Consider the following 25,146-nt stretch of genomic DNA (forward strand, 5'->3'; position numbering starts at 1 on the left):
TAAAATATATATCGGAAAACGGGGATTTTATAATTTAATTAAGTAGTAAAAACTTGAAGCATGCGAATGCTAAAACCTTAATAAATAAAAAAGACTAGTTAAGATAGTTTGCTAAATGTTTTTTATAAAATTATTGTTAAAAGCAAAATTTTATATGAATTAAAAGTAATTTGTGAAGGGACGCATAAGATGAAAGTGCTTTTTATAGCTTCTGTTTACCGCCATTTAACAGCATTCCATATCCCATATATACAGTATTTCCAAAATCGCGGTTGTAAGGTATACGCGGCAGGGACAGGAGAAGAAGATAAAAAGAATCTAGAAAAAATAAATGTAACATGCATCGATATTCCTTTTTCAAGAAGCCCGTTAAATTTACAAAACATTGCAGCTTATAAACAGCTACAGCAATTATTTGTGAAAGAACGCTTTGAGTTAGTACATGTACATACACCTGTTGCAGCATTATTAACAAGAGCTGCCTTTCGTAAAAGCAATTATGGAAAAATGGTTTATACTGCTCATGGCTTTCATTTTTTTTCAGGTGCACCAAAGCAAAATTGGCTTATTTATTATCCAGCAGAAAAATTGGCTGCGAAGTGGACAGATCATTTAATTACGATTAATGAGGAAGATTTTAAAAACGCGCAAAGCTTGTTGCCTAGAGATAAAATTTCTTTTGTACATGGTGTTGGTGTCGAATTTGCTGAAAATGATTTTTCGCAGCAGGAAAAGCACCAGTTGCGGGTACAGTTAGGGCTAGCAGATGATGCGATAACAATTGCCTACGTTGCAGAGCTTAATGATAATAAAAATCATCAGTTTTTGCTGAATAATTGGAGAAAAATTAAAGAAAGCACACCACAATTTGAGCTGTTGATTATTGGTACAGGTGACAAAGAGCGACAACTAAAGGAATATGTGATAGATGAGCAGCTTGCCGGAGTACATTTTTTAGGTTATCGGCGGGATGTACCGAAATTGTTAAAAATAACGGATATTGTTGCATTGCTTTCACATAGAGAAGGTTTGCCAAAAAGCATTATGGAAGCAATGGCTGCAGAGATTCCATGTGTTGTAACAAATACACGTGGTTTAAGAGATTTAGTAAAATCAAATGAAAATGGTTTTGTCGTTAATCATGGTGCAGATGCCGAATTAATCGCAGCCTTTTACGCCCTTAGAGAGAAACGGCAGAGAGATAAAATGGGGCAATGTGCAAAGCTTCTAGTTGATCCATTTTTGTTAAATAACGTAATAGAGGAATACGCAGCAATTTACGATCAATTAATAGAGCAGGTGAAGGAATGACGATTTTAGTAACTGGTGGCTTAGGATTTATCGGAAGTCATACAGTAGTTGAGTTAATGGAGCAGGGGCGTGATTGCGTCATTATTGATAATTTATCGAAATCAACACTTAATGTAGTAGATCGAATTGAAGCAGTTGTGCAAAAAAAGGTTCCTTTTCTAAAAGTAGAAATGCTAGATAAAATTGCATTAAGAGAAGTATTTAAAGCATATAATATTTCCTCGGTCATACATTTTGCAGGTTATAAGTCAGTTGGGGAATCAGTAAAGCAGCCTTTATTGTATTATCAAAATAACCTTATTAGCACAATAAACTTATTAGAGATTATGCAGGAATTCGATGTGAAAAAACTTGTTTTCAGCTCCTCTGCTACTGTTTATGGAGACGCACATTTACCACCATTGAAGGAAGGTTTAGCGCTGTCAGCACCGAACCCCTATGGTCGTACAAAGCTAATGCTTGAAGAGATATTAAGGGATTTTGTTGCAGCAAACACTGAATGGAGCATAGCATTAATGCGCTATTTTAATCCAATTGGTGCGCATAAAAGTGGCCTATTGGGAGAGATGCCGTATGGTACACCAAACAATTTAATGCCTCATTTGCTCAATGCTGCTAGCGGTGAAACGGAGAAACTACAAATATTTGGTGGCGATTACAATACGGAAGATGGTAGCTGTATTCGAGACTTTATTCATATTATGGATTTAGCAGATGGGCATGTGAAGGCGCTTCAGTATGTTGAAGAGGATTTTGGTTGCGAAGCGTTTAATCTTGGAACAGGCGTTGGATACTCAGTTCTAAATTTAATTCATACCTTTGAAGCTGTGACCGCTACGAAAATACCTTATGAAATTGTTGATCGCCGAGATGGGGACATCGTCATAAGTATTGCAGATGTAGAGAAAGCCACGACAGTTCTTGGGTGGAAGGCTAAGTATCGTTTGAAAGATATGTGCATAGATTCATGGCGATGGTATCAAACAGTAAAAGGATATACAATATAAATGAAAAGAATTTTTGATTTCGCTGTAAGCCTCATGATGATTATTATTTTAAGTTTAGTAATATTGATAACTTGGCTTTTGGTATGTATGAAATTGGGCTCACCTGCTATTTTTAAGCAGCCTCGTCCAGGCTTCAAAGGCAAAGTATTTTATGTATATAAGTTCCGCACAATGACGGACGAACGGGATGCTCATGGCGAGCTTTTGTCAGATGCTGAGCGTTTAACATCATTTGGCAAGCAATTACGAAGATTGAGCTTAGATGAATTACCACAACTATGGAATGTATTAAAAGGAGATATGAGTTTTGTTGGACCTCGCCCACTTTTAGAAGAATATTTACCTTTATATAATCAGCGACAAGCGAAGCGCCATAACGTACGTCCTGGAATTACTGGTTGGGCGCAGGTCAATGGTCGCAATGCGATTTCGTGGGAGCAGAAATTTGAATATGATGTTTGGTATGTGGAAAATCAATCATTATGGTTGGATTTGAAAATTTTATTACTAACTGTGAAAAAAGTGTTTGTGAGGGAAGGAATTTCACAGGAAGGGCAAGCGACTATGGAGAAATTTACAGGCTCTAAATAGATGGGAGACATGTAAATAATGAATTATATTTTAATAGGAGATAGTGGTCATGGCAAAGTAATAGAAGACTGTATCATGGCAAATGGCCATCAGGTGACTGCAAAGCTAGATGATAAATATGAAGAGCTTTTTAAAGAGGATGCCTATATAAAGGGACCAATTTCCGCAGTTCATAAATTATTAAATAAAGAAACGAAAATAATTATTTCCATTGGTCATAATGCAATTCGCCAAAAAATTGTAGAGCGATTACAAGTAGAGGAAAAGCAGTATGGCACTGTGATTCATCCAAGTGCAATTATTAGCCCCTCAGCTATTATTGGCTATGGTACAGTAATCATGCCAAATGTTGTTGTGAATGCTTATAGCACTGTAGAAAATCATGTTATTTTGAATACTGGATGCATTGTCGAGCATGATTGCTTAGTGTCCAATTTCGTACATATATCTCCAGGGGCCGTGCTAACAGGCGGTGTCTCAGTGTGGGAAGGGACCCAAATAGGTGCTAGGGCATCTATTAATCCAACATTGCAAGTTGGAAAATGGAGCATGGTTGGAGCAGGAAGTGCCGTTATTCGAAATATACCTGACAGTGTAACCGCGGTTGGAGTACCTACAAAGATAATTAAGGAAAGAAGGATTGTGAATGACTAATCGTATACTATTATCCTCTCCACATATGGGAGGAACTGAGCAAAAGTATATTCAAGAAGCGTTCGATACAAACTGGATTGCGCCACTTGGAACGAATGTGGATGGATTTGAGCAAGGGTTAGCTTCTTATGTGAAGGTAAAAGCGGCCTCAGCCACAAGCTCTGGGACAGGCGCAATTCATCTAGCTTTAGACTTATTAGGCGTTCAAGCTGGAGATATAGTATTTTGTTCTACTTTAACATTTATTGCAAGTGCTAACCCTATCCTTTATCTAGGTGCTACACCTGTTTTCATCGATTCAGAAGAAGCAACTTGGAATATGTCCCCACAAGCATTAGAGCGAGCATTGCGTGAAGCGAAAGCTGATAATGCATTACCTAAAGCTGTTCTAATTGTTAACCTATATGGTCAAAGTGCACGTATGGATGAATTAATGACCTTGTGCAACGAATATGGCGTTCCAGTAATTGAAGATGCAGCAGAATCGCTAGGTTCTTTGTATAAAGGGAAGCATAGTGGCACATTTGGTAAGTTAGGCATTTATTCGTTTAATGGCAATAAAATTATTACAACCTCTGGTGGCGGTATGCTAGTGTCAGAGGATGAGCAGCTAATTGCTCGTTCACGCTTTTTAGCAACTCAGGCTCGTGATGCAGCGAAGCATTATCAACATAGCGTTATTGGATACAATTACCGTATGAGTAACGTTGTCGCAGGAATTGGGCGTGGACAACTAGAAGTACTTGATGAGCGAATCGCACAAAAAAGAGCGATTTTTAATCGATATGAATCTGCATTTATAAATGTTGATGGGATTACAATGATGCCAGAACTAGAAGGGACATTCTCCAATCGCTGGTTATCAACAATGACATTAGATCCTAAAAAAATAAAAACTTCTCCGTATGAGCTTATTGATTTGTTAGATGCAGCAAATATAGAAGCACGTCCAGTGTGGAAGCCGCTCCATATGCAACCTTTATTGGAAGGATGTAAATTTTACCCTCATAGTGAGGAGCAGATTATAAGTGAAAAGCTTTTCGCTACAGGTATATGTTTACCATCAGATAGTAAAATGACAGCGGAAGAGCAGGAAAAAGTGATTGAGGTTATTTGGGAAGCTGTTAAAAGAAAATAAAATATTGGAAATATAAGGCGTTTTCTGTTTTGATGAAACAGAAAATGCCTTATTTTTCAAGATTCAGATTTACCACATGATGCTATTAAAATGATATTTTACGTGCAACATGCGGATACTTAGCAAATGATTCGTACTTATCCGAATAGCCACTTATGTCCAAAAAGAATACAGGGCTAGCAAGTGTGAATTCTTTCATTCATGGGATACATTATCATGTAACTATAGGGGCCTGTGGGGCAATATTATAGATTGCTGCTCTTAGTTGAGCCACTTAATGAACACAACCCTTACGTTATGAATGCTTGGAAACAAGTTAGGAAATAGTTTGGCTATAATCCCATGTATTCCACAGTGTGGATAACTCATCATTTAATAAGCGTGGATTTTCTTTGTTTTAGTACTAAAAACTTTTACTAACGTCCACCTATAATGTCCCAAACAGCAAAAAGAATTTCTACCATATAACTTTTTCCTCCTAAAAGTTTTGTATACTATTAATATATTGGGAATTTTCTAAATAAAGATTTTAGGTAAAGTATTGTTGACGTAAATTATTGAGAAGGGTGTGCTATGATGGAAAAGGTAGGAGTTATTATTAAAGAATTACGTACATCTAAGAAGATTAAATCAGAAACACTTTATAAAGGCCTTCTATCTCGTCAAGCGAGAAGTAATTTTGAAAAAGGCAATAATGATACGACGGTTAACAAGTTTTTTATTATGTTAGATCGCTTAAATATTTCACTAGAGGAATTTTATGTGGCATTTACACAAAATGAAGATGTTGAACTTCACTTATTCCACAACATTGCTCCAATTTTTTATAGTAAAGATAAAGAGGGATTAGATTCCTTGGTTGAAAAGTTAGGGAGAGAATATAAAAAAACAAATAATGTTAAGTATTTACATTATCGAATTATGGCTCAAAATCTCCTTAGTACATTGAATAATGAACCTAAATCTACTGAATTTGAGGTTTTGAGTAATTATTTAATTAATTGTGACTCATGGGGATATTACGAAATTATGTTATTTTCAAATTCCTTAAACTATTTTTCTCAACAATTAATTGATACAGTTTTTAAACGAGTACAACATACGCTTAAGAAATATTACATGATGCAACGGTATAAAAATGAATATTCAATGCTTCTCTTAAATATTATTTATAAGAATTTGCGTGATTTAAACATTTCACAAGTACAAAAATACTTTAAAGAATATGACCAACTTAATCAACATCTACAAAATGACATGTACTATCAATCTATGAGGAAATTCTTCTATGAAGTTATTTGTGCGTGTACAAATAAGGATCATTCTACTCACGAGCTAGAAAAAATTATATCGTATTTAGGTTATTTCAATATGAAAAATAAACAAAAGCAATGTATTGAGCTTTTAGGGGAATTGAATTTTCAAGTGAAGGAAATTAATGATGAAGAGCGAGGCATTTTCTTTAAAATTACTAAAAATTAATAACAGCGTTTCTTTGTAATTATGACAGCAAAGAAGCGCTGTTATTTTTTTTTGGAATTGCATGTTAATTATTGTGGACATTTTCTATTAGAATATAAAAAGAAATTTAAGGAGTATTAAACTCTTTAAAGAAAATTTACAAAATTTTAATTTAGCATTATTAAACTTTGCTATAATGTAGGATGTATGACGTCCTTCCTGGGATGATTTGATTAAAATCAAGGGGATAATTGGAAAGAAAAGGAGAACAAAGGGAATGAATAGAGGAAAACTGCGTAAATCATTTAGTATGTTAGCAGCTTCAGCACTTGTTGTGAGTGCAGTAGCTCCTGCAACACCGATTATCGCAAATGCTGCAGAACAGCAAACAATAACAGTAGCAACGGCAATTGCGAATAACAGTGGGATTGCAACAGTTCGAGGTTATATCGTTGGTTATGTAAAATCAGCAACAAGTGTTGTAACGACAGGTGTAGAAGATACTAGTATTGCAATTGCGGATAACCCAAATGAGACAGATATAACAAAAATGCTATTCGTACAATTAACGTCTAGCTATCGCTCAGAGTTTGGCTTGAAATCGAATCCAGCAGCTCTAGGTAAAGAAATTGATGTGACAGGTAGCCTTGAAGCTTACTTTACAAAAGCGGGCTTAAAGTCACCTAGTGCAATCCAATTTACAGGAGATGCAGGCACACCAACTGAGCCAACAACGCCACCACCATTTATTACAATTGCTGAAACACGAACAACAACAGCAGATGTAGTAACAGTTCAAGGTATTGTAACTGCAAAATTAAAAAATACAATTGCAATTCAAGATGGGACAGGGGGTATTTCTGTTCGCCCTACTTCACTTAACGTCCAAGAAGGAGATTTGGTAACCCTAACAGGTAAATTGGCTCATTATAAAGGCTTGCTACAACTAGATTCAGCGACACTTGTATCAAAAGATACGGCTACAATTATTACACCTGAACACATTACAGGTGACCAAGTAGGAGAGAGTCGTGAATCGCAATTAGTGAAGGTAGAAAATATAGCTTTAACAAAGGCTAGTGAAGGTAGTGGGTGGATTAATTATAAAGCCACAGATTCAAATAATAACACTTTCATTGTACGTGACGAAACAGGGCAACTAGGCTTGAGCGAAAATCGTTATGCTTCAATTACAGGTATTGTGCAACAGTTCGATCAAGACTATCAATTGATTCCGCGTTCAAGCGCAGATGCTGTGATTGACCCATCTCTTTTACTACCACCAGTTGCAACTCCAGCAGGTGGAACATTTATTGGGGGAACAACAGTTGAATTAACATCTACAACCGCAAATGCTGAGATTTTATTTACACTGGGTAATCTAGACCCTAAAGTAGGTGGCGCAACGTATGCGAGCCCAATTAATATTACAGAAGATACAACATTAAAAGCTGTTGTAAAGCGAATTGGCACATCAGAGTACAGTGATGTTGTGACAATGAACTACAAAATTGTAGATGCATTACGTATTCACGATATTCAAGGGGCAGGTCACACAACTGAGTTTAATAATCAGATGGTAGAAGGTGTGGAAGGTATTGTAACATCAAGCTATGAAGTTTCAGGAGCGAAGTATTATACAATTCAAACACCAGATGCAGAAATCGATAATGACCCACACACATCTGAAGGTATTGTTTTATATGCTGGTAAAACAAATTGGCCAATCACAGTTGGAGATTTAGTTTCAGTAACAGGTAAAGTGTCTGAATATGCGATTGAAGGCTATGCAGAGCGTCAAACAACAGATTTATTAACAACACAAATTAGTATACGTGATGATCAAGGTGGGAAAGTGAAAGTATTAGCAAATAACGTACCACTACCAGCACCAATCATTATCGATGAAAATAACTTACCAACAGGTGCAATCGATAGCGATAACTTAACGATGTTCAATCCTGAAACTGATGCAATTGATTTCTGGGAAAGCTTAGAAGGCATGCGTGTTCAAGTATCAAATGTAAAAGCTGTTGGTCCACAGGCAAATGGAGACCTTACAACAGTATTAGAAAGCAGAGCAACGAATACAAAGCATGGTGGCGTACTACTAGAGAAGGACAATAAAAATCCAGACATCATCCAATTCCGTTTGGATCCTAATGGCACTGCACGTAATTTTGAAGTGGCTACAGGCGATAAATTTGAAGGAGATATTATCGGTGTTGTTGGTTATTCTTATCAAAATTATAAAATCTATGCAAAGCTAACTGATATGCAAAATGCTTTTGTTAAAAGTTCGGTGAAGCCTGAGAAAACACATATTGTGAAAGATACGAACAAATTAACAATTGGTTCATACAATCTTGAAAACTTCTCAAATAATAAGAGCAAAACATCTGATGATAAAGCGCAAAAATTAGCACGTGCGTTTGTACAGGATTTAAACAGCCCTGATATCGTTGGTGTAACAGAAGTACAAGATAATAATGGTGATACGGATAATGGCAATGCAGCAGCAAATGAAAGTTATGCACGCCTAATCAATGAAATTGTAAAAGCAGGTGGCGTAGAGTATAAATATGCGAATATAGACCCAATTAACAACAAAGATGGTGGTGCACCAGGGGCGAATATTCGAGTTGGTTTCCTCTATAATCCAGATCGTGTAACTTTAGCTGATTTACCAGCAGGTGATGCAACGATAGCTGTTAGCTATGAAAATGGTAACTTAACTGTAAACCCTGGACGTATCGATCCACAAAATGAAGCATTTAATAGTAGCCGTAAGCCATTAGCAGCACAATTTGATTTCAATGGTGAGCAAGTAATTGTTGTTGTTAACCACTGGAACTCTAAAAATGGTGATACGCCACTATATGGTTCAAAACAACCACCATATTACGGTAGTGAGGTGCAACGTAAAAAAATTGCAACGATTGTAGAAGGCTTTATTCATGATGTGAAAACGAAAAACCCTAATGCAAACGTTGTAGCAGTAGGTGACTTTAATGACTTCCAATTCTCTGATGCACTAGGTATTTTAGAAAGCCGTCATATGACAAATATGATCAATAAGCTGTCTGAGGACGATCGTTACACATATGTGTTCCAAGGTAACTCACAGGTGCTTGACCATATTTTAGTGTCAAATAATTTAGCAGCAAAAACAGAGATTGATGCAATCCATATTAATGCAGACTTCACAGATATGGCAGGTCGTGCAAGTGATCATGACCCAGTTTTAGTGCAAATTGATGTGAAACCTACTGTTGTAGAACCAAAACCAGAGCCAAAACCAGAACCAAAGCCAGAGCCAAAGCCAGAGCCAAAGCCAGAGCCAAATCCAGGTAATCCTGGTGGCGGAAACACAGGTGGAGGTGGCACAACAGCACCTGAAACATCAAAACCAGAAGAGAAGCCAGAAACAGGTAAACCAGAAGAGAAACAAGAAACAGATAAACCAGAAACACCAAAACCTGATGAGCAAGAAAAACTAGCTCCATTCAAGCCAACAGACTTACCAGCAAATCATTGGGCAGCAAGCTATATCCAAAAAATGATTGACAAAGGTCTGTTAAAAGGTAATGAAAAAGGAGAAGTAAAACCAGATAATAATGTAACACGTGCACAATTCGCATCAATTTTAGCGCGTGCATTAGGCTTAAAAGCAGATGGAAAAGCACCATTTAGTGATGTAAGCAGCTATGCAGCAGCAACACAAGCTGAAATTACAGCGATTTTTGAGGCTGGAATTGCAAAAGGTATTGATGGTAAATACCAACCAACAGCTGAAGTAACACGTGCACAGCTAGCGTTAATGCTATACCGTGCATATGAGCACGTAACAGGCGAGAAATATGTACCAAAAGGTAAGCCATCATTTACTGATTTAGGTAAATATGATAAAGAAACAATTGCAGCGATTACAATGCTTGAAGAACTAGAGATTGCATTAGGTGATCAAGGTAAATTTAAGCCAACAGCACCAGCAACACGTGCACATACTGCAAAAATGGTTATCAACTTGTTAGAAGCGATTGAAAATCGATAGTTTATAAAAAACAGCTTGGGGTATTCTATCCCAAGCTGTCTTTTTTGTATTAGTAGGTTCATATTAAAAGGAAACTCAATTATTTAGCATATATATCGATTATAAATTAGCGCTTTATATGAAAAAAACGAAACTAAATTCATATTCTTTAATTTTAAAAGGTAGTACCAAATTAACATCCATATTAGGCACTCAGAACGAATTTAGCCAAAAGTAGCGCAAATTTACAATAAATTTAAAAAACTATCGAAAGCGCTTGCTATAATGTTAGATGTAAGACGTCTGTTTGTTGTTCTATTTAAGAGGACAAATACGTAAGGAATACTGTGAAAGTATTAAATCGAAAAGGAGACCTTCAATGAGAAAAGGTAAATGGCGCACTTCATTTAATGTACTAGCAGCTTCAGCACTTGTAGTGAGTGCAGTAGCACCTGTTATGCCAACTGCAGTATACGCAGAGGCTGGACAAGCACTATCTGTGGAGGAGGCAATTGCCAATAATAGTGGTATTGCTACAGTTCGAGGTTATATCGTTGGTTATGTAAAATCAGCAACAAGTGTTGTAACGACAGGTGTAGAGGATACGAATATTGCAATTGCGGACAATCCAAATGAAACGGATGTAACAAAAATGCTATTCGTACAATTAACGTCTAGCTATCGCTCAGAGTTTGGCTTGAAATCAAATCCGGCAGCACTTGGTAAACAAATTGATGTGACAGGTAGTCTTGAAGCTTACTTTACAAAAGCGGGCTTAAAGTCACCTAGCGCAATTCAGTTTACAGATGGTGTAACAGAGCCAGAGCTACCGATAGAGGGAGAAGCTATTAGCATTGCAGAGGCACGCTCTACAGCTACTGGTGCTGAAGTAACAGTTAAAGGTATTGTTACTGCCAAGCTGAAAAACACAATTGCTGTGCAGGATGCGACAGGCGGTATCGCAGTTCGACCTACTTCGCTTAATGTTGTGGAGGGGGATGTTGTTACATTAAAAGGTACGCTAGCAGATTATCGAGGTTTATTGCAGTTAGATAAAACGGCAGTTGTATCGAAAGAATCTGGTCAGCTAGTACAGCCAAAACTGATTGCAGGTGCAGAGGTTGATGAGCGCAATGAATCACAGTTAGTAAAGGTTCAAAATGTGACATTAACAAAAGATAGTGAAGGGGCAGGCTGGGCTAATTATAAAGCTACGGATTCAGAAGGTAATACATTTATTGTACGCGATGAAAAAGGAGATTTAGGCTTAACTGAAAATCCTTATGCGTCGATTGCAGGTATCGTACAGCAATTCGATAATGACTATCAAATTATTCCACGTTCAAGTGTGGATGTTGTCATTGATTCTTCATTAGTTTTACCTCCAGTTGCTACTCCAGCAGGTGGTACATTTATCGGAGGCACAACAGTTACATTAACATCGACAACAGCCAATGCAGAGATTTTATACACATTGGATGGTGTAGATCCTAAAATTGGTGGGGCGACATATGCAGAGCCTATTCAAATCGATAAAGACACAACGTTAAAAGCAGTCATAAAAACAGTAGATAATGTATATAGCGATGTTATTACAATGGATTACACAATTGTTGATGCATTGCGCATTCATGATATTCAAGGAGCAAGCCACACATCGACATACAATAATAAAGTAGTAGAAGGTGTGGAAGGCATTGTGACATCTAGCTATGAGGTTACTGGTTCAACATATTACACGATTCAAACGCCAGATGAGCTAGTTGATAATGATCCAAATACATCTGAAGGTATTTTATTATACTCAGGTCGCAATAAGTGGCCAATTGCAGTTGGAGATTTAGTTTCAGTAACAGGTAAAGTATCTGAATATGCAATTGAAGGCTATGCGGAGCGTCAAACAACAGATTTATTAACGACGCAAATTAATGTACGTGATGACCAAGGCGGCAAAGTGACGGTATTAAAGAAAAATGTAGCATTGCCAAAACCAATCGTTATCGATGCGAACAATTTACCAACTAGCGCAATTGATAGTGATCAGCTAACAGTTTTCAACCCAGAGACGGATGCAATTGATTTCTGGGAGAGCTTAGAAAGTATGCGTGTACAAGTATCAAATGTGAAAGCAGTTGGGCCACAGGCAAATGGTGATCTTGTTACAGTACTAGAGAGCAAAGCAACGAATACAAAGCATGGTGGAATGCTTTTAGAGAAGGATAATAAAAACCCTGATCTTATCCAATTCCGTTTAGATCCAAACGGTGAGGCACGCAGTTTTGAAGTAGCAACAGGCGATAAGTTTGTAGGGGATATTGTAGGCGTTGTCGGCTACTCTTACCAAAACTATAAAATTTACACAGCTCTTGCAACAATGCAAAACGCGCATGTAAAAGGCACAGTAACACCAGAACAAACACATATTATGAAGGATGGCAAAAAGCTAACAATTGCTTCATACAACTTAGAAAACTTCTCAAACAATACGAAGGAAACATCGGCTGATAAAGCAGGAAAATTAGCTCGTGCATTCGTAAAAGATTTACAAAGCCCTGATATTGTTGGTGTAACAGAAGTACAAGATAATAACGGTTCAAGTGCTGGTGATTCTGCAGCGAATGAAAGCTATGAGCGTTTAATCAATGAAATTGTTAAAGCTGGGGGCGTACAATATGCATACGCAAATATTGACCCTGTTAACAATGCGGATGGTGGGGCGCCAAATGCAAATATTCGCGTAGGTTTCTTATACAATCCAGAGCGAGTGACATTAGCTGATTTACCAGCAGGTGATGCAACAACAGCAGTTGGCTATGAAAATGGCAATTTAACGTTGAATCCAGGTCGTATTGATCCGCAAAACGATGCATTCCAAAGCAGTCGTAAGCCATTAGCAGCACAATTTGATTTCAATGGTGAGCAAGTAATTGTTGTTGTTAACCACTGGAATTCAAAAAATGGTGATACGCCACTATATGGTTCAAAACAACCACCATATTACGGTAGTGAAGTGCAACGTAAAAAAATTGCAACGATTGTAGAAGACTTTATTCATGATGTGAAAACGAAAAACCCTAATGCAAACATTGTAGCAGTGGGTGACTTTAATGACTTCCAATTCTCTGATGCCTTAGGTATTTTAGAAAGCCGTCATATGACAAATATGATCAATAAGCTACCTGAGAACGATCGTTACACATATGTGTTCCAAGGTAACTCACAGGTGCTTGACCATATATTAGTGTCGAATAATTTAGCAGCAAAAACAGAGGTTGATGCAATTCATATTAATGCAGACTTCACAGATATGGCAGGTCGTGCAAGTGACCATGATCCAGTATTAGTGCAAGTAGATGTTAAGCCTACTGTTGTAGAGCCTGAGCCAGAGAACCCAGGTAAGGATAAAGATACGAAGCCAAATGCGCCAATTAAGCATTTTACGTATCATAATGTGAATGACAAAAAGTTAAAAATTAACGGTCCAAACGTTGCAGTTGAAGTAACAGGTACAACGTTTATTAAAGAAGGCATCGAGTTTAAAGGTGCTTACGGCGAGTTTACAGGTGATGCGCTGAAAAATAATGTCGTACTTTTTGCACCAGCACATAAAAATGCTGTTCTTGACTTTAAAGGTGCAGAAGTGAAAAAATTAATTATCGATGGCACAAAAGCATATGAAGTACGCGGTGCGGATAATATTAAAGAAATCGTTTATACGAATGGAGCAAAAGCAGAGAATATTAAATTTTCTTATGTAGGCGGGTCAAAGCCTGTCGAAAATACAGCACCAATTGTAACGAAGTCTTTCGACAATGTAACAGTGAAATCTGGCGAAACAGTTACGATTGATGTAACAAAGCATTTCGCTGATTCAGAAAATGATAAATTAACTTTCACAGCAACATTAGGAGAATTAAATAATGGCGTGCTAACACTTCAATTAGCAGAAGGCACGCATATTGTTGCAGTAACAGCAAATGATGGTAAGCTTTCAACAACTGCGCGCTTTACAGTAACGGTTGAAAGCAAGGAGCAGCCAAATGATTACTACTCGGCTGCTTATGGCAAGGAAGGAGCTGCTTTAAAAGCAGCTCTTCACTCCATTATTTCTGAGCATAAAAAGCTTTCATACGACCAAGTATGGGATGCGTTGAAGCAAACAGATGAAGATCCAAACAACCCGAACAACGTTATTTTGTTATATTCAGGCGAATCACGTGCTAAAAACTTAAATGGTGGCAATGTTGGAAACTGGAACCGCGAACACGTATGGGCGAAATCACATGGTAATTTCGGTACATCAGTAGGACCAGGGACAGATATTCATCATCTTCGTGCAACAGATGTGCAAGTAAACAGCACACGTGGTAATTTAGATTTTGATAATGGCGGAAGCTCAGTAAAAGGCTGTGATGGTTGCTTTAAAACTAGCACATCATTTGAGCCGCCAAATCGCGTTAAAGGCGATGTAGCACGTATGTTATTTTACATGGCAACTCGCTATGAACAAGGGGATCGTGTTGACCTTGAGCTAAATGAGAAACTGAATAATGGCACATCACCATATCATGGTAAGCTATCAGTACTATTACAATGGCATTTACAAGATCCAGTAGATGAAATCGAGCGCCAACGCAATGAAAAAATCTACGAAATTCAAGGCAACCGTAATCCATTCATTGATCATCCAGAGTGGGTGCAATTGATTTGGCCAACAGCTACGGCTATGCCAAAAGCATCATAAAAGAAATTTAACTACAAAACCGTATGAAATCAAAACTATGTATTTGATTTTATGCGGTTTTTTAACTTGATTCAGCAAAAATCTTCTGCGACGAGTAACCGCAGGAGCAAAAGTTTTCTTCTGCGATGAGTAATCGCAGGAGCACATGTTTTTTGTACCGAAAGCGTAGCGGCAGGTATCGAAGTCCTCCACTTCTTTAAGTGGCAGGGAGGATGCGGGAAAAGTAACTAAAAATGAAAAAAATAGCTAATTTGTAGTATTTACATCAAATATATAGAGGTATTAATAATTATATGAAAATTCGGAAAATTGAGTAAGAAGTATATTGAAAATAGTATCATAGAATTGTATCTTTGAACATATGTTATATATTAGTAGGCTCGTAGATGGACAAGCATTCAGAAATGCTTGTAGGACGAGATACTATAAAAAATAATGGGAGGGATTTATTTGAAGCAAAAGGGGAGCAATAAGTTTTTAGCTATTGTAGTAGCATTTATGATGATGTTGGCAATGTTAGCGCCAATGAGTGTGTCAGCAAATACTGACTTCAATTCATGGAAAACATCATCAACTGACGAAGCAACAATGTTAGCAAAAGCAGCAATAGCTGAGCAGTTGCGTGTAGCGAATGGACCAGCAGTCTTACATCCAGATTTACAAGGGGTGTCGGGAAGTGATTCTGTTGCTGTTATCGTTCACTTATCTGAAAATCCAGTTGCACTGGAAAAAGGAATTCGCGATTTAACGCAAAGAAGTTTTAGTGCATTTGATGCACAACAAACAGAGCAAGCTGTTGAAGCGCAACAAGAAGAAGTAATTCAAGAAATGGAAGCTGAAAATATTTCCTTTGAGCAAGGTTATTCATTTAACACTGTATTGAATGGCTTTGCAGCGGAGATAAAAGCAGATGATTTAGAAAAACTACTTGAAATCGAGGGCGTTACACTTATTGAACCCGATGCTGAAGTGTATGCTTATGAAGATGCAGAGGTAGAGGCTGCAGGACAAGTAAGCACATATATGAATACGAGCAACTCGTTTTTAGGCATCGAGCAGCTATGGGCAAAAGGTTTAGAAGGCCAAGGTGTTAAAGTAGCTGTTTTAGATACAGGTATTGATCCAACACATCCTGAATTTGCAGGCATTTATAAAGGCGGAAAAGACTTTATTGTACACGATCCAAACATGTACAAGTTACCGCGTGCTGAGAACGACGCAACGGAAACAAAACCGTCAGAGCGTCCTTCGCATCAGCCTTTAGTTGATGTTAAAGGTAGATCTTACTCGACTTCTCACGGTACACATGTAGCAGGAACAATTGCTGCGATTGGTGCTAATCCATATGGTATTAAAGGCATTGCGCCAAAAGTAGATTTATATGCTTATCGCGTATTAGGGGCTTACGGAAGTGGCTCAACATCAGGTATTGTAAAGGCAATTGAATACGCTGTTGAGCAAAATATGGATGTTATTAATCTATCTTTAGGTGGAGGCTCAAACTCTGAAAATGATGCGAGCTCTTTTGCAATTAACAATGCAACACTAGCAGGTGTTATCGCAGTTATTGCAACAGGAAACGATGGACCAAATCGCGGTACAATGGGCACACCAGCTACATCACCATTAGGTATTGCTGTTGGAAACTCGACAAATCCTGAAACGGCATATAATGCAGTAGCTACTGTGTCAGCAGGTAATTTTGAGTGGTCGCAAAAATTAAACTTAATGGCAACGACATTTGGTGAGGATTTTACAGAGCAATTAAGCGGTGAATTTGAATTAGTTGCTGTTCCAGGAGTAGGTGTAGCGGCTGATTATGCCAATATTGATGTAGATGGAAAAATCGCGCTTATTTCGCGTGGAGATATTGCATTTGTAGACAAAATTGAGCAAGCTAAGAACGCAGGTGCAGTTGGTGCGATTATCCATAACTTTGCGGGAGGCACAAATGCGCCAGGGCCTTCAGAAACATTTTTAGGCGATTCGTTTGATTTCATTCCAACTTTTGATATGTCTGTAACTGATGGTCAGGCGATTCGCAGTGCATTAGCATCATCTGTAGGTACGATTAGCTTTGATGAATACGGCTCAATGACATCAGTTGGTGATGAGATTAATGATTCAAGTTCACGTGGTCCATCTATGCCAAACTTTGATATTAAGCCAGACGTAGTTGCACCAGGAACAAATATTATGTCAACTGTCCCAACGTATACACTTGATGAACATGGTACAGCGATTGATGCTGGGAAGGCATATGATCGAAAATCAGGTACATCGATGGCGACACCACATATAGCTGGTATTGCGGCTTTAATTAAGCAAGCAAATCCAAGCTGGACGCCATATGATGTAAAAGTTGCATTAGCAAATACGGCACAGCTTTTAGATACAGCAAAGTATGATGTGTTTGACCAAGGGGCTGGACGTGTTAATCCATATGCGGCAGCATTCCCAAGTGCGCTAGCATATGTACAAGATTCAGCAAAACGTGACGCTAATGGTGAGATAGTGGCACATGAAAAAGGCTCTGTGACGTTTGGTCCACAGCCAATTAAAGAACAAAATATTCAAGTAACAAAAGAAATTGTAGTAAAAGATATTAATGGTGTAGGTGGCACATATACAGTTTCTGTCGACATGTTACAAAGCCTTGGTGATGCTCAAGTAACGGTTGATAAATCATCATTTACATTAAATGGTGAAGAGCGCTTAACGGTAACATTAACAGCTTCACAAAATGCAGCAGCAAAATTCGGCGATGAAATTTTCGGATATATTCATCTAACACCAACTGGATCGGCTGCTACAGAAACTTCATTGTTGGTAGATAGAGCTGAATTAAATATGGCGATGGGTGAAACAATCCAATTAAATGTCGTTGAAAAAACAACGACTGAATCAGAGGCGTACACAACAATTTCACTGCCTTTCGCAGCTGATTTTGGTGGAGTAGCACCAACATCGATTGAAAACATGGCTATTTCTGCAACAGATTTATCATTTAATGGCGATGGTATTAAAGACAGCGCTGATTTAACATTTACGTTAACAGGCGATGTAGGTACTAACTACATTGAGCTTTGGGATTTACAGGATCCAGAGGGTGGAGCATATGGTGATGGCTATATTGGCTACTTACATGCGGCTCAATCATTAGGAGCAGGTTCTTGGCGCTTGACTATTAATGGTGGCTACACACCTTGGGGTGGCACTGGTGTGCAACTAATTCCAGATGGTGTGTATACAGTTGATTTTACTGGATCAACACAAGCGGGTGTTATCTCTGATTATGTTGGACCAGTCTTTGTGAAATCGACAGCAGCAGAGGTAACGAATGTAACAGTTACACCAAATGCTGAGGCGACAGAAGAACAAGAGACTGAAGTTATGGAAGAAACTCCACTAACAAATACATTTGTAACAACAACTTCAGCAGATAGTGCAAATATTACAATTGGTGGACAGGTAGAAGATAAGTATATTGACTACAAAGCTTTACTTGCATCATATGGCTTAAACTATGATGTAAACAGTAAACTTGCTGCATTGTATGCTGTAACACGCGATGGCGAAATCATTGCAGATAATCTCATCACATTACAGCAAGATGGTAAATTTGCGTTTGATGTAGAGCAAATTTTAGACACAGATTCGGTAACAGTGGTAATTTTAGATGCTGCAGGCAATATGAGTGAGCATACGGTTTACGGTGAAGCAGTTTCAGTTATTGGCAATGCAAGTGTAGCAAGTCAATTAGAAGCACTAGGGCAATCAAGCTTCACAGCCTTAAATATTTCAAATGACTTAGCTGAAACAGATATTTCAAATGAATTGCCAGATGTTTCAAATGAACTTACATTTGTTGCGCCAGTACATGTTGAGAACCCATATGTAAACAATAAAACTGAGAGCTCAGTTGATGCTCCAGCGCGCCCAACAATGTTTGAATCTGAAACAATCGTAGATGTAACAAATCAAGCAATTTATACAATTGGTAGTAAAAAAGTAGCTGATATTACAGCAGGGCTTGTAAAAGCAAAAACACCTGGTACAACAACAATCACTGTCACTTATGGTGGTAAAACAGTTGTGATTCCAATCACAGTGAAGCCTGCAAAAGGAAACCCACATATGGGTAATCCAAACAAAGGCAACCAAAACCCAGGTGGCCCGAATAAAGGCAATCCAAACAAAGGTAATCCAGGTAAAGGAAATAAATAACTGATAGGAGAGGCAACTCATAGCGAGTTGCCTTTTTTATTCGTTATAAATTAGGGGAATATTTGTTAAAACACTTCAATTGAAGCGCTAATAAAATCGAAAATTCGCTGATAAATCATCAATAACTCCAAAATCAAAAAAAACCTTACCAACCTTGTAACTTCTAACCAACCTATGCGTCTAATTCAATAACGCGACAATCTATTGAATTTGTCTGTGTATTAAACACAAAAACACTAAAAAAATGTTAAAATAGCAACAGATAGTGATTTTAGCATTTCCATAAAAGGAGGAAAAAAGAATGAAAAAATCATCTAAAAAAATGTTAGCCTCTGCGGCGGCAGTAGCGGTAGTAGCTTCAGCTGTTGTACCTGTTGCAAGCGCAGCATCTTTTAAAGATTTACAAGGTAATATGTATGCGAATGAAATTAGCGCTTTAGTTGAAGCGAAAGTTATTACGGGTTATCCTGACGGAACATTCCGACCAAATCAAACATTAACACGTTCAGATGTGGTGAAGCTTTTAGGAAAGTATTTAGTATCATTAGGTTACGAAATTCCAAACGACTATAAAACGAAAATGCGTTTCACAGATTTAACATCGCAATCACAAGACGAGTTGTTGCAATATGCAGCGCTTGTTAAAGATGTAGGTGTGTTCCAAGGAGATGCTGGGAAACTATTGCATCGCGATGAGCTTCGTCGTGATCAAATGGCGTCAGTACTTGTGCGTGCATTTACAGTTATCAATGATTTTGGTTATGTAAAGTATGTAAGGGATCAAGGATTCACAAGTACACTTTCTGATTTAAATCGCACAACACATCAAGATGCGATTACGGTACTAGATTACTATGATATCGTTAAAGGTTCATCGTACAATCCTAAGAATGCAACAAAACGAGGGGAGTTCGCATATTTCCTATATCATATTCTAAATGCAGAAATTCCGACAAAAGAGCCTGAAAAGCCAGTATTAACGCTGAAAAAGGTAGAAGTGACAGCGGCTGATAAACTATCAGTAACATTATCAGATGATAAAAAATACACTGTGACATTACCAAAGCCATTAGTGGAAAATATAGAAACAGATGTAACATTCAAAATTGATGAGGTCGAATATTCTGCGAAAGTAAAATATGAAGTACCAGATTTAAAAGTAGCTTCTGTTACAAATCCAAATGGCGGTCAAATTAAAATTGATTTCAACCAGCCAGTTGCACTTACGGCGACATTGAAAGAAGAGGAAATTAATAAACTAGTACAAGTAACAGGCGTTAATATCCCGGGCAAAGTAGAGCTTTCAAAGGGTGAATTAAGCGCAGACAAAAAATCTTTAACAGTTACAATTAAAGGCACAAAGCCACTTAGTGAAGGGCGTTATAACGTAGTTGTCAAAGACATTAAAACAGATAAAGGCTTAACGCTTGTAAAATATGATGATGTACCTTCTTTTGTAGCGGACAATACGGCACCTGCAATTGCTGCAATTGAAAATGTTGGTGCAACACGTATTAAAGTGAAGTTTACAGAGCCTGTTACACAAACAGTTGGTTCGACACAATTTAGACTAGCAAATGGCGTACAAATTTTTAACGTGAAAGGGCCTGGAATCACAGAACCTGCGGAGAAAAATGTAACAGAAGTCGTTTATGATTTAACAAATGCGACTGTAAACGGAGCCCTTCTATCACCAGGATCTGCAATAACTGTTACTTTTGGAGCGTTAGTAGATTTATCAAACAATACAGCGCCAGCTAATACGCTAACAACAACAGCAACTATAGGCAATAAAGATGGTGTTCCACCTTCGTTATTAAATATAGAACAAATGGGCGCTAGAAAGTTTAAGCTTACTTTTTCAGAAGAGCTTCGTGAATTAAAGCCAGAATATCTATCTATAACACAAAGGGTAGGTACATTTAGAGCGACAGATGTCCAAAAGGATGAGAAAAATCCAACGACATATGTAGTGACTTTAGATACATCTTTATATGATGGAGATGTGTGGGTTTCAACGAAGCCAGGTTATTATATGACAGATTTGTCTGGTGAAGTAGGTTCATTTTCAACATCATTTGTTTATAGAGCCAACACAACAGTAGTACCTCGCTATGTATCATCAGAGGTAGTTACCGAAAAAGGTGTTCAATACTTAGATTTAACGTTTGATAATAATATTTTAATAAAATCGGAGGCAAGGGGAGTAGCAATTAAGGGAAGATATGTGCAATCAGGTAAAGTTGAAAACCTAACACCGAAAAATGCTACTGCTACAAAGCATCCATCTAAAGATAATGTTTTACGTATAAAATTAAGTGATGCTTTATATGTTTATAATGACCACTATGGAGCAACTTATTTCTTTGAAATTGATTTATTAAGCAATGTTACAAGTGAGTATGGTGTATTGTCAGATAGCAGCCCATATGTAGATTTTGTTCGCGGTGGGGATTCAGTTCAAAATCAAAATGCTATCCGAGTATTAGGTGTTGAAACTGCCGCGTTCCAAATTGGCGGGTCTGCTATTAATAGTAATGAAATCGTTATTACTTTTTCTCAAGCAGTACAATTGGAAGATGCTTTCACTAAAGGTAACTACGAATTTAAAGAAGGCGGAACTGTTGCTAATATAGACTTTGTTCCTGAAGTTCTACCTGATAATCGTAAAGTAAAGTTGACATTGAAAAATGGTTTGAGAGAACAACAAACTGCGTTGACATTAACAATTAATAATATTAGAGCGCTTGGTTCAACAGCTAAAATGAGTCCTTATACACAAGATATTGTATTAAGCAAAAATGTTAGTCCAGACGTTACGAGTGCAAGGGTTACGATAGTTGATAGCAACTATCATAGTGCTTTATTAACATTTAAAACGCCAATAAGAATACCGAACAATAATAGTGGGTACGATTTAGCTAAAGTTAATATTAAAGGTTGGGATAGTAATGGTAATTGGAAAGAAGAAACGGCTGCGAGCACTACTTTTGTAGGAAATAGCAACTCATACCAAGCAGAAGCAAAATTTATTATTCCAACAATAAAGCAAATTGAGTCCATTCAATTGGAAATTTTACCAAATGTTTATATAACAGATATTTATAATAATCCATTAGAGAAAAAGAAATTTAATATTGATTTCAAGGGATATAATCAAGATAGCACTGTGTATTAATAATAAAATATCGGGTAATTTGTCTCAACAAAGTAACCAAATTGTAATAAAAGTTTGGCACATTTTAATATAGAATATAGGATGGTGTAGCTTGCTACACCATCTTTTTCAATTTTATTGATGTTAATTGTGTATAATAAAAAAGTTGAAGCAAAAAATAACAAAGAGCATGTAAAAAAAGGAGTTACAGCAAAATGAAGAAATTACTATCTACGTTACTAGCAGTATTGCTTGTTAGCTCTACACTAGCGCCAGTAGCTATTTATGCAGCAGAAGAACCGATTGTAGGCACTGTCGATGAGGCAGTAGAGACGCCAGCAGTTGAAGATAAGGAAGAAGCTACGGCGGTAACTGAAGAACAAGAGGTTACACCCGTTGAAAAAGAGCAAGAAGCAACTGAGCAGCTAACAGAAGAGGCAACTGTTCCTGTAAAAGAGCAGCCAACAGCAGAAACAGAGTTCGTAACAGTTCCGCAAAAGCTAGCAGATATCCCAAATAGCTTTTGGGCTAAAAATGAAGTAATGCAGCTTGTTGAAATAGGGGCAATTAACGGCTATCCGGATGGCGAGTTCCGTCCAGCGCTAACGATTTCAGTTGGACAGTCAACAAATTTGCTAAAAGGTGCCCTGCAATTACCAGAAGCATCATACCAGCCAATTTTTAAAGATGTGAGCAAACAATCAAGCTTTGCATCAGGGGTATTTTCTACATATAAAGCAGGTATTTTTAAAGGTAAAAAAGACGGCAGTTTCGGTGTAGCTGACCCGTTAACACGTGAAATGATGGCGTCAGCGCTAGTAAATGCCTTTCATTTAAAGGATACTGGCGAAGCGATTACATTTAAAGATTGGGATAAAATTAACCCAGAGCACCGTGAAAATGTCAAAATTTTAGCGCAGCATGGTATTACGACAGGACGCGAAGATGGCTCATATGATCCAAAAGCGGTTGTTAATCGTGTGACATTTGCAGTAATGATTCATCGTGCACTTATTATGAATAATGAAATCGCTCCAAAAGAATATACAATTGAGACAGCGCAGCAATCAAAATTTACATTATTCCGTAAAGAAGCGAATTTCGCACAGATTACGAAGGGGGATAGCCCGTTATTCGTACGTTCAGAATTGCCAATTAAATTAGCTAGTACAAAAACAGAAAATTTCGGTGTTGCAACAGACACGATTTACACATATAAAATTGGTACACATGCAACATTAAAAGTGACAGTACGCCGTTTAACAAATGGTGACGAGTTTGTCTTTTCAACATTGACAAATACAGGGGATGCAAAGATAAACGTTGATTTATTCCAAAAACAATTAAACGTAACAAATTTCCGCTTATATCGCTACGATCGCTTCCCAATCTCTAAAAACTCAAATGATGTGTTTGGCTACGATTCAACAAGCTATCCAACAGGGATAATGCGCTTTATGTCAAATGACAAGCTTGCAGGTGATCGTATGGTAGGACAGGCCTATCGCTCAAAGCAGTTAACGCAAAAATATGATAATGGTGGCGTTAGCTATATGCGTGATTTACGTGCAGAGTATGAAGCATTATCTTATACATGGTTAGGTTCAGATTTAATGTCAATTTATACATTGGCATCAAATGGCCAGGATATTATAGATACATGGTATATGGATTCGAATGAACGACTGTTTAAAACAGATGACAGTATGAATAATTGGATGGTTGAAACAGCAGCTAACTATAAAAAGCGCAATAATTGGTATACTGCGGAAGGTCCATTTAACAAAATGGCAACAACAACAGAGCCAATGCCGAAAAACTATCAAGGCTTCGGGCGTAATTTACTGTTAGTAAAAGAGGATCGCGCACTTGTATTGTATAAAGAGCAGGGCGATCGCTATTTCGCAAACTTGGTGAAAAACTCATTTGTGAGTTTACAAAAATTTAAAGGTACTAAAACGTATTGGGAAACTGAAGTGACGAGCACATATTTAAAAGGGCTGTATGGCATTCACGCGCCATTTATTGATACGCGCTTTAATGAGCAAATTGCGTTATTCTACTACAATTCTGGAGCAGAGTTTGGCATTCCAAATTATCGAACACCGCTAAAAAATTATGCAGATTTAATCGTTTCTCAAAGAACTAATAATAATGTAATTCGTGTAAACAAAGATGCTTTTTACATTCCAGATTACTTCCCGTTAAAGCAGGAGGTTACAACGCATACATCAATGAACCATTTACTTGGTGGTATGAATATTTTACTAATGGCATATAACGAATTTGGTGATGCAAAATATCTTGAAACAGCGACAGCAATCCAAAAAGCACTAGCCATTGAAAAGGATAAATGGATTCGTTCAAACGGCGATATTTGGTACCGCATGAACAAAGAAAGACAGTTTGCAGGTACAGATTATCAACATTTAACATTAGAGGATTTAATTCAATCATATCGTCTATGGAAGGATATCGATTCGACTTATTTATATGTGTTGGAAGAAATGATTGCCTCAAAAGCAGGCTATTTATCAGCAAATCAACTAGGCTACACAATGAAAATTAAAAATGGCTTAGAAGCAATTGGTATGTCTCACTATTTACCAGAAGGTTCGTTGCACACAGATGCATTATAAGCAAATAGATGCCTAGGAAGCAGATTTTTACCTGCTTCTTAGGCGCTTTTTTTTATAACATGGAATAAACTCTGAATTTCGTGGAATAAATTCGCAAAAACATGGAATAAACCTCGAATTTCATGGAATAAACTCTAAAATTCATGGAATAACCTGAAACGTAGAATAAATTCATATCCCAAGT

11 protein-coding genes are annotated in these 25,146 nt (G+C 37.5%); all 11 read left to right on the top strand.

The features are described from left to right. Positions 1–189: 189 nt before the first annotated feature. The 11 genes from TY13_RS01955 (at position 190) to TY13_RS02005 (ending at position 24,962) form a co-directional block, all read left to right on the top strand. Complete coding sequence (locus TY13_RS01955; RefSeq protein ID WP_042470990.1) at positions 190–1,311, top strand: glycosyltransferase family 4 protein; 1,122 nt, start codon at positions 190–192, stop codon at positions 1,309–1,311. Beyond that, the gene (gene galE, locus TY13_RS01960) at positions 1,308–2,318 is read left to right on the top strand and encodes a UDP-glucose 4-epimerase GalE (protein WP_042470992.1); all 1,011 of its coding nucleotides are present in this window, start codon (positions 1,308–1,310) and stop codon (positions 2,316–2,318) included. Before TY13_RS01955 ends, galE begins: the two co-directional genes overlap by 4 nt. Next, positions 2,319–2,909, top strand: a complete 591-nt coding sequence (locus tag TY13_RS01965; protein WP_042470995.1) for a sugar transferase — start codon at positions 2,319–2,321, stop codon at positions 2,907–2,909. An 18-nt stretch (positions 2,910–2,927) separates the two neighbouring features. Further along, positions 2,928–3,563 (top strand): acetyltransferase, encoded by a 636-nt coding sequence (locus TY13_RS01970; RefSeq protein WP_042470999.1) that lies wholly within the window; start codon positions 2,928–2,930, stop codon positions 3,561–3,563. Next, the gene (locus tag TY13_RS01975) at positions 3,556–4,701 is read left to right on the top strand and encodes an aminotransferase class I/II-fold pyridoxal phosphate-dependent enzyme (protein ID WP_042471001.1); all 1,146 of its coding nucleotides are present in this window, start codon (positions 3,556–3,558) and stop codon (positions 4,699–4,701) included. The genes TY13_RS01970 and TY13_RS01975 overlap by 8 nt, the downstream gene beginning before the upstream one ends. Positions 4,702–5,274: 573 nt before the next feature. Continuing rightward, complete coding sequence (locus tag TY13_RS01980; RefSeq protein WP_042471004.1) at positions 5,275–6,183, top strand: Rgg family transcriptional regulator; 909 nt, start codon at positions 5,275–5,277, stop codon at positions 6,181–6,183. Positions 6,184–6,439: 256 nt separating this feature from the next. After that, positions 6,440–10,216, top strand: coding sequence for an S-layer homology domain-containing protein (locus TY13_RS01985; protein ID WP_052344201.1), 3,777 nt, complete (start codon positions 6,440–6,442; stop codon positions 10,214–10,216). Between the two features lie 358 nt (positions 10,217–10,574). Beyond that, a complete protein-coding gene (locus TY13_RS01990; RefSeq protein ID WP_042471006.1) occupies positions 10,575–14,939 on the top strand; it encodes an endonuclease in 4,365 nt (1,454 codons plus the stop codon). A 450-nt stretch (positions 14,940–15,389) separates the two neighbouring features. Then, positions 15,390–19,166 carry a S8 family serine peptidase gene (locus tag TY13_RS01995; RefSeq protein WP_042471008.1) on the top strand — a complete coding sequence of 1,259 codons (3,777 nt, stop codon included), beginning with the start codon at positions 15,390–15,392 and terminating at the stop codon, positions 19,164–19,166. A 301-nt stretch (positions 19,167–19,467) separates the two neighbouring features. After that, a complete protein-coding gene (locus tag TY13_RS02000) occupies positions 19,468–22,344 on the top strand; it encodes an S-layer homology domain-containing protein (protein ID WP_052344202.1) in 2,877 nt (958 codons plus the stop codon). A gap of 194 nt (positions 22,345–22,538) precedes the next feature. After that, entirely contained in the window at positions 22,539–24,962 is a 2,424-nt protein-coding gene (locus tag TY13_RS02005) for an S-layer homology domain-containing protein (protein WP_042471011.1), read from the top strand. The last annotated feature ends 184 nt before the right edge of the window (positions 24,963–25,146 follow it).

This window comes from Bacillus ndiopicus (assembly GCF_000612805.1).
Taxonomy (GTDB): Bacteria; Bacillota; Bacilli; order Bacillales_A; family Planococcaceae; genus Metasolibacillus; species Metasolibacillus ndiopicus.

What these genes read in the sequence shown, in the direction of transcription:
- TY13_RS01965 (WP_042470995.1), top strand. Translation starts at nt 2,319, where the DNA reads ATGAAAAGAATTTTTGATTTCGCTGTAAGCCTCATGATGATTATTATT.
- galE (WP_042470992.1), top strand. Translation starts at nt 1,308, where the DNA reads ATGACGATTTTAGTAACTGGTGGCTTAGGATTTATCGGAAGTCATACA.
- TY13_RS01975 (WP_042471001.1), top strand. Translation starts at nt 3,556, where the DNA reads ATGACTAATCGTATACTATTATCCTCTCCACATATGGGAGGAACTGAG.
- TY13_RS02000 (WP_052344202.1), top strand. Translation starts at nt 19,468, where the DNA reads ATGAAAAAATCATCTAAAAAAATGTTAGCCTCTGCGGCGGCAGTAGCG.
- TY13_RS01955 (WP_042470990.1), top strand. Translation starts at nt 190, where the DNA reads ATGAAAGTGCTTTTTATAGCTTCTGTTTACCGCCATTTAACAGCATTC.
- TY13_RS02005 (WP_042471011.1), top strand. Translation starts at nt 22,539, where the DNA reads ATGAAGAAATTACTATCTACGTTACTAGCAGTATTGCTTGTTAGCTCT.
- TY13_RS01980 (WP_042471004.1), top strand. Translation starts at nt 5,275, where the DNA reads ATGATGGAAAAGGTAGGAGTTATTATTAAAGAATTACGTACATCTAAG.
- TY13_RS01990 (WP_042471006.1), top strand. Translation starts at nt 10,575, where the DNA reads ATGAGAAAAGGTAAATGGCGCACTTCATTTAATGTACTAGCAGCTTCA.
- TY13_RS01970 (WP_042470999.1), top strand. Translation starts at nt 2,928, where the DNA reads ATGAATTATATTTTAATAGGAGATAGTGGTCATGGCAAAGTAATAGAA.
- TY13_RS01985 (WP_052344201.1), top strand. Translation starts at nt 6,440, where the DNA reads ATGAATAGAGGAAAACTGCGTAAATCATTTAGTATGTTAGCAGCTTCA.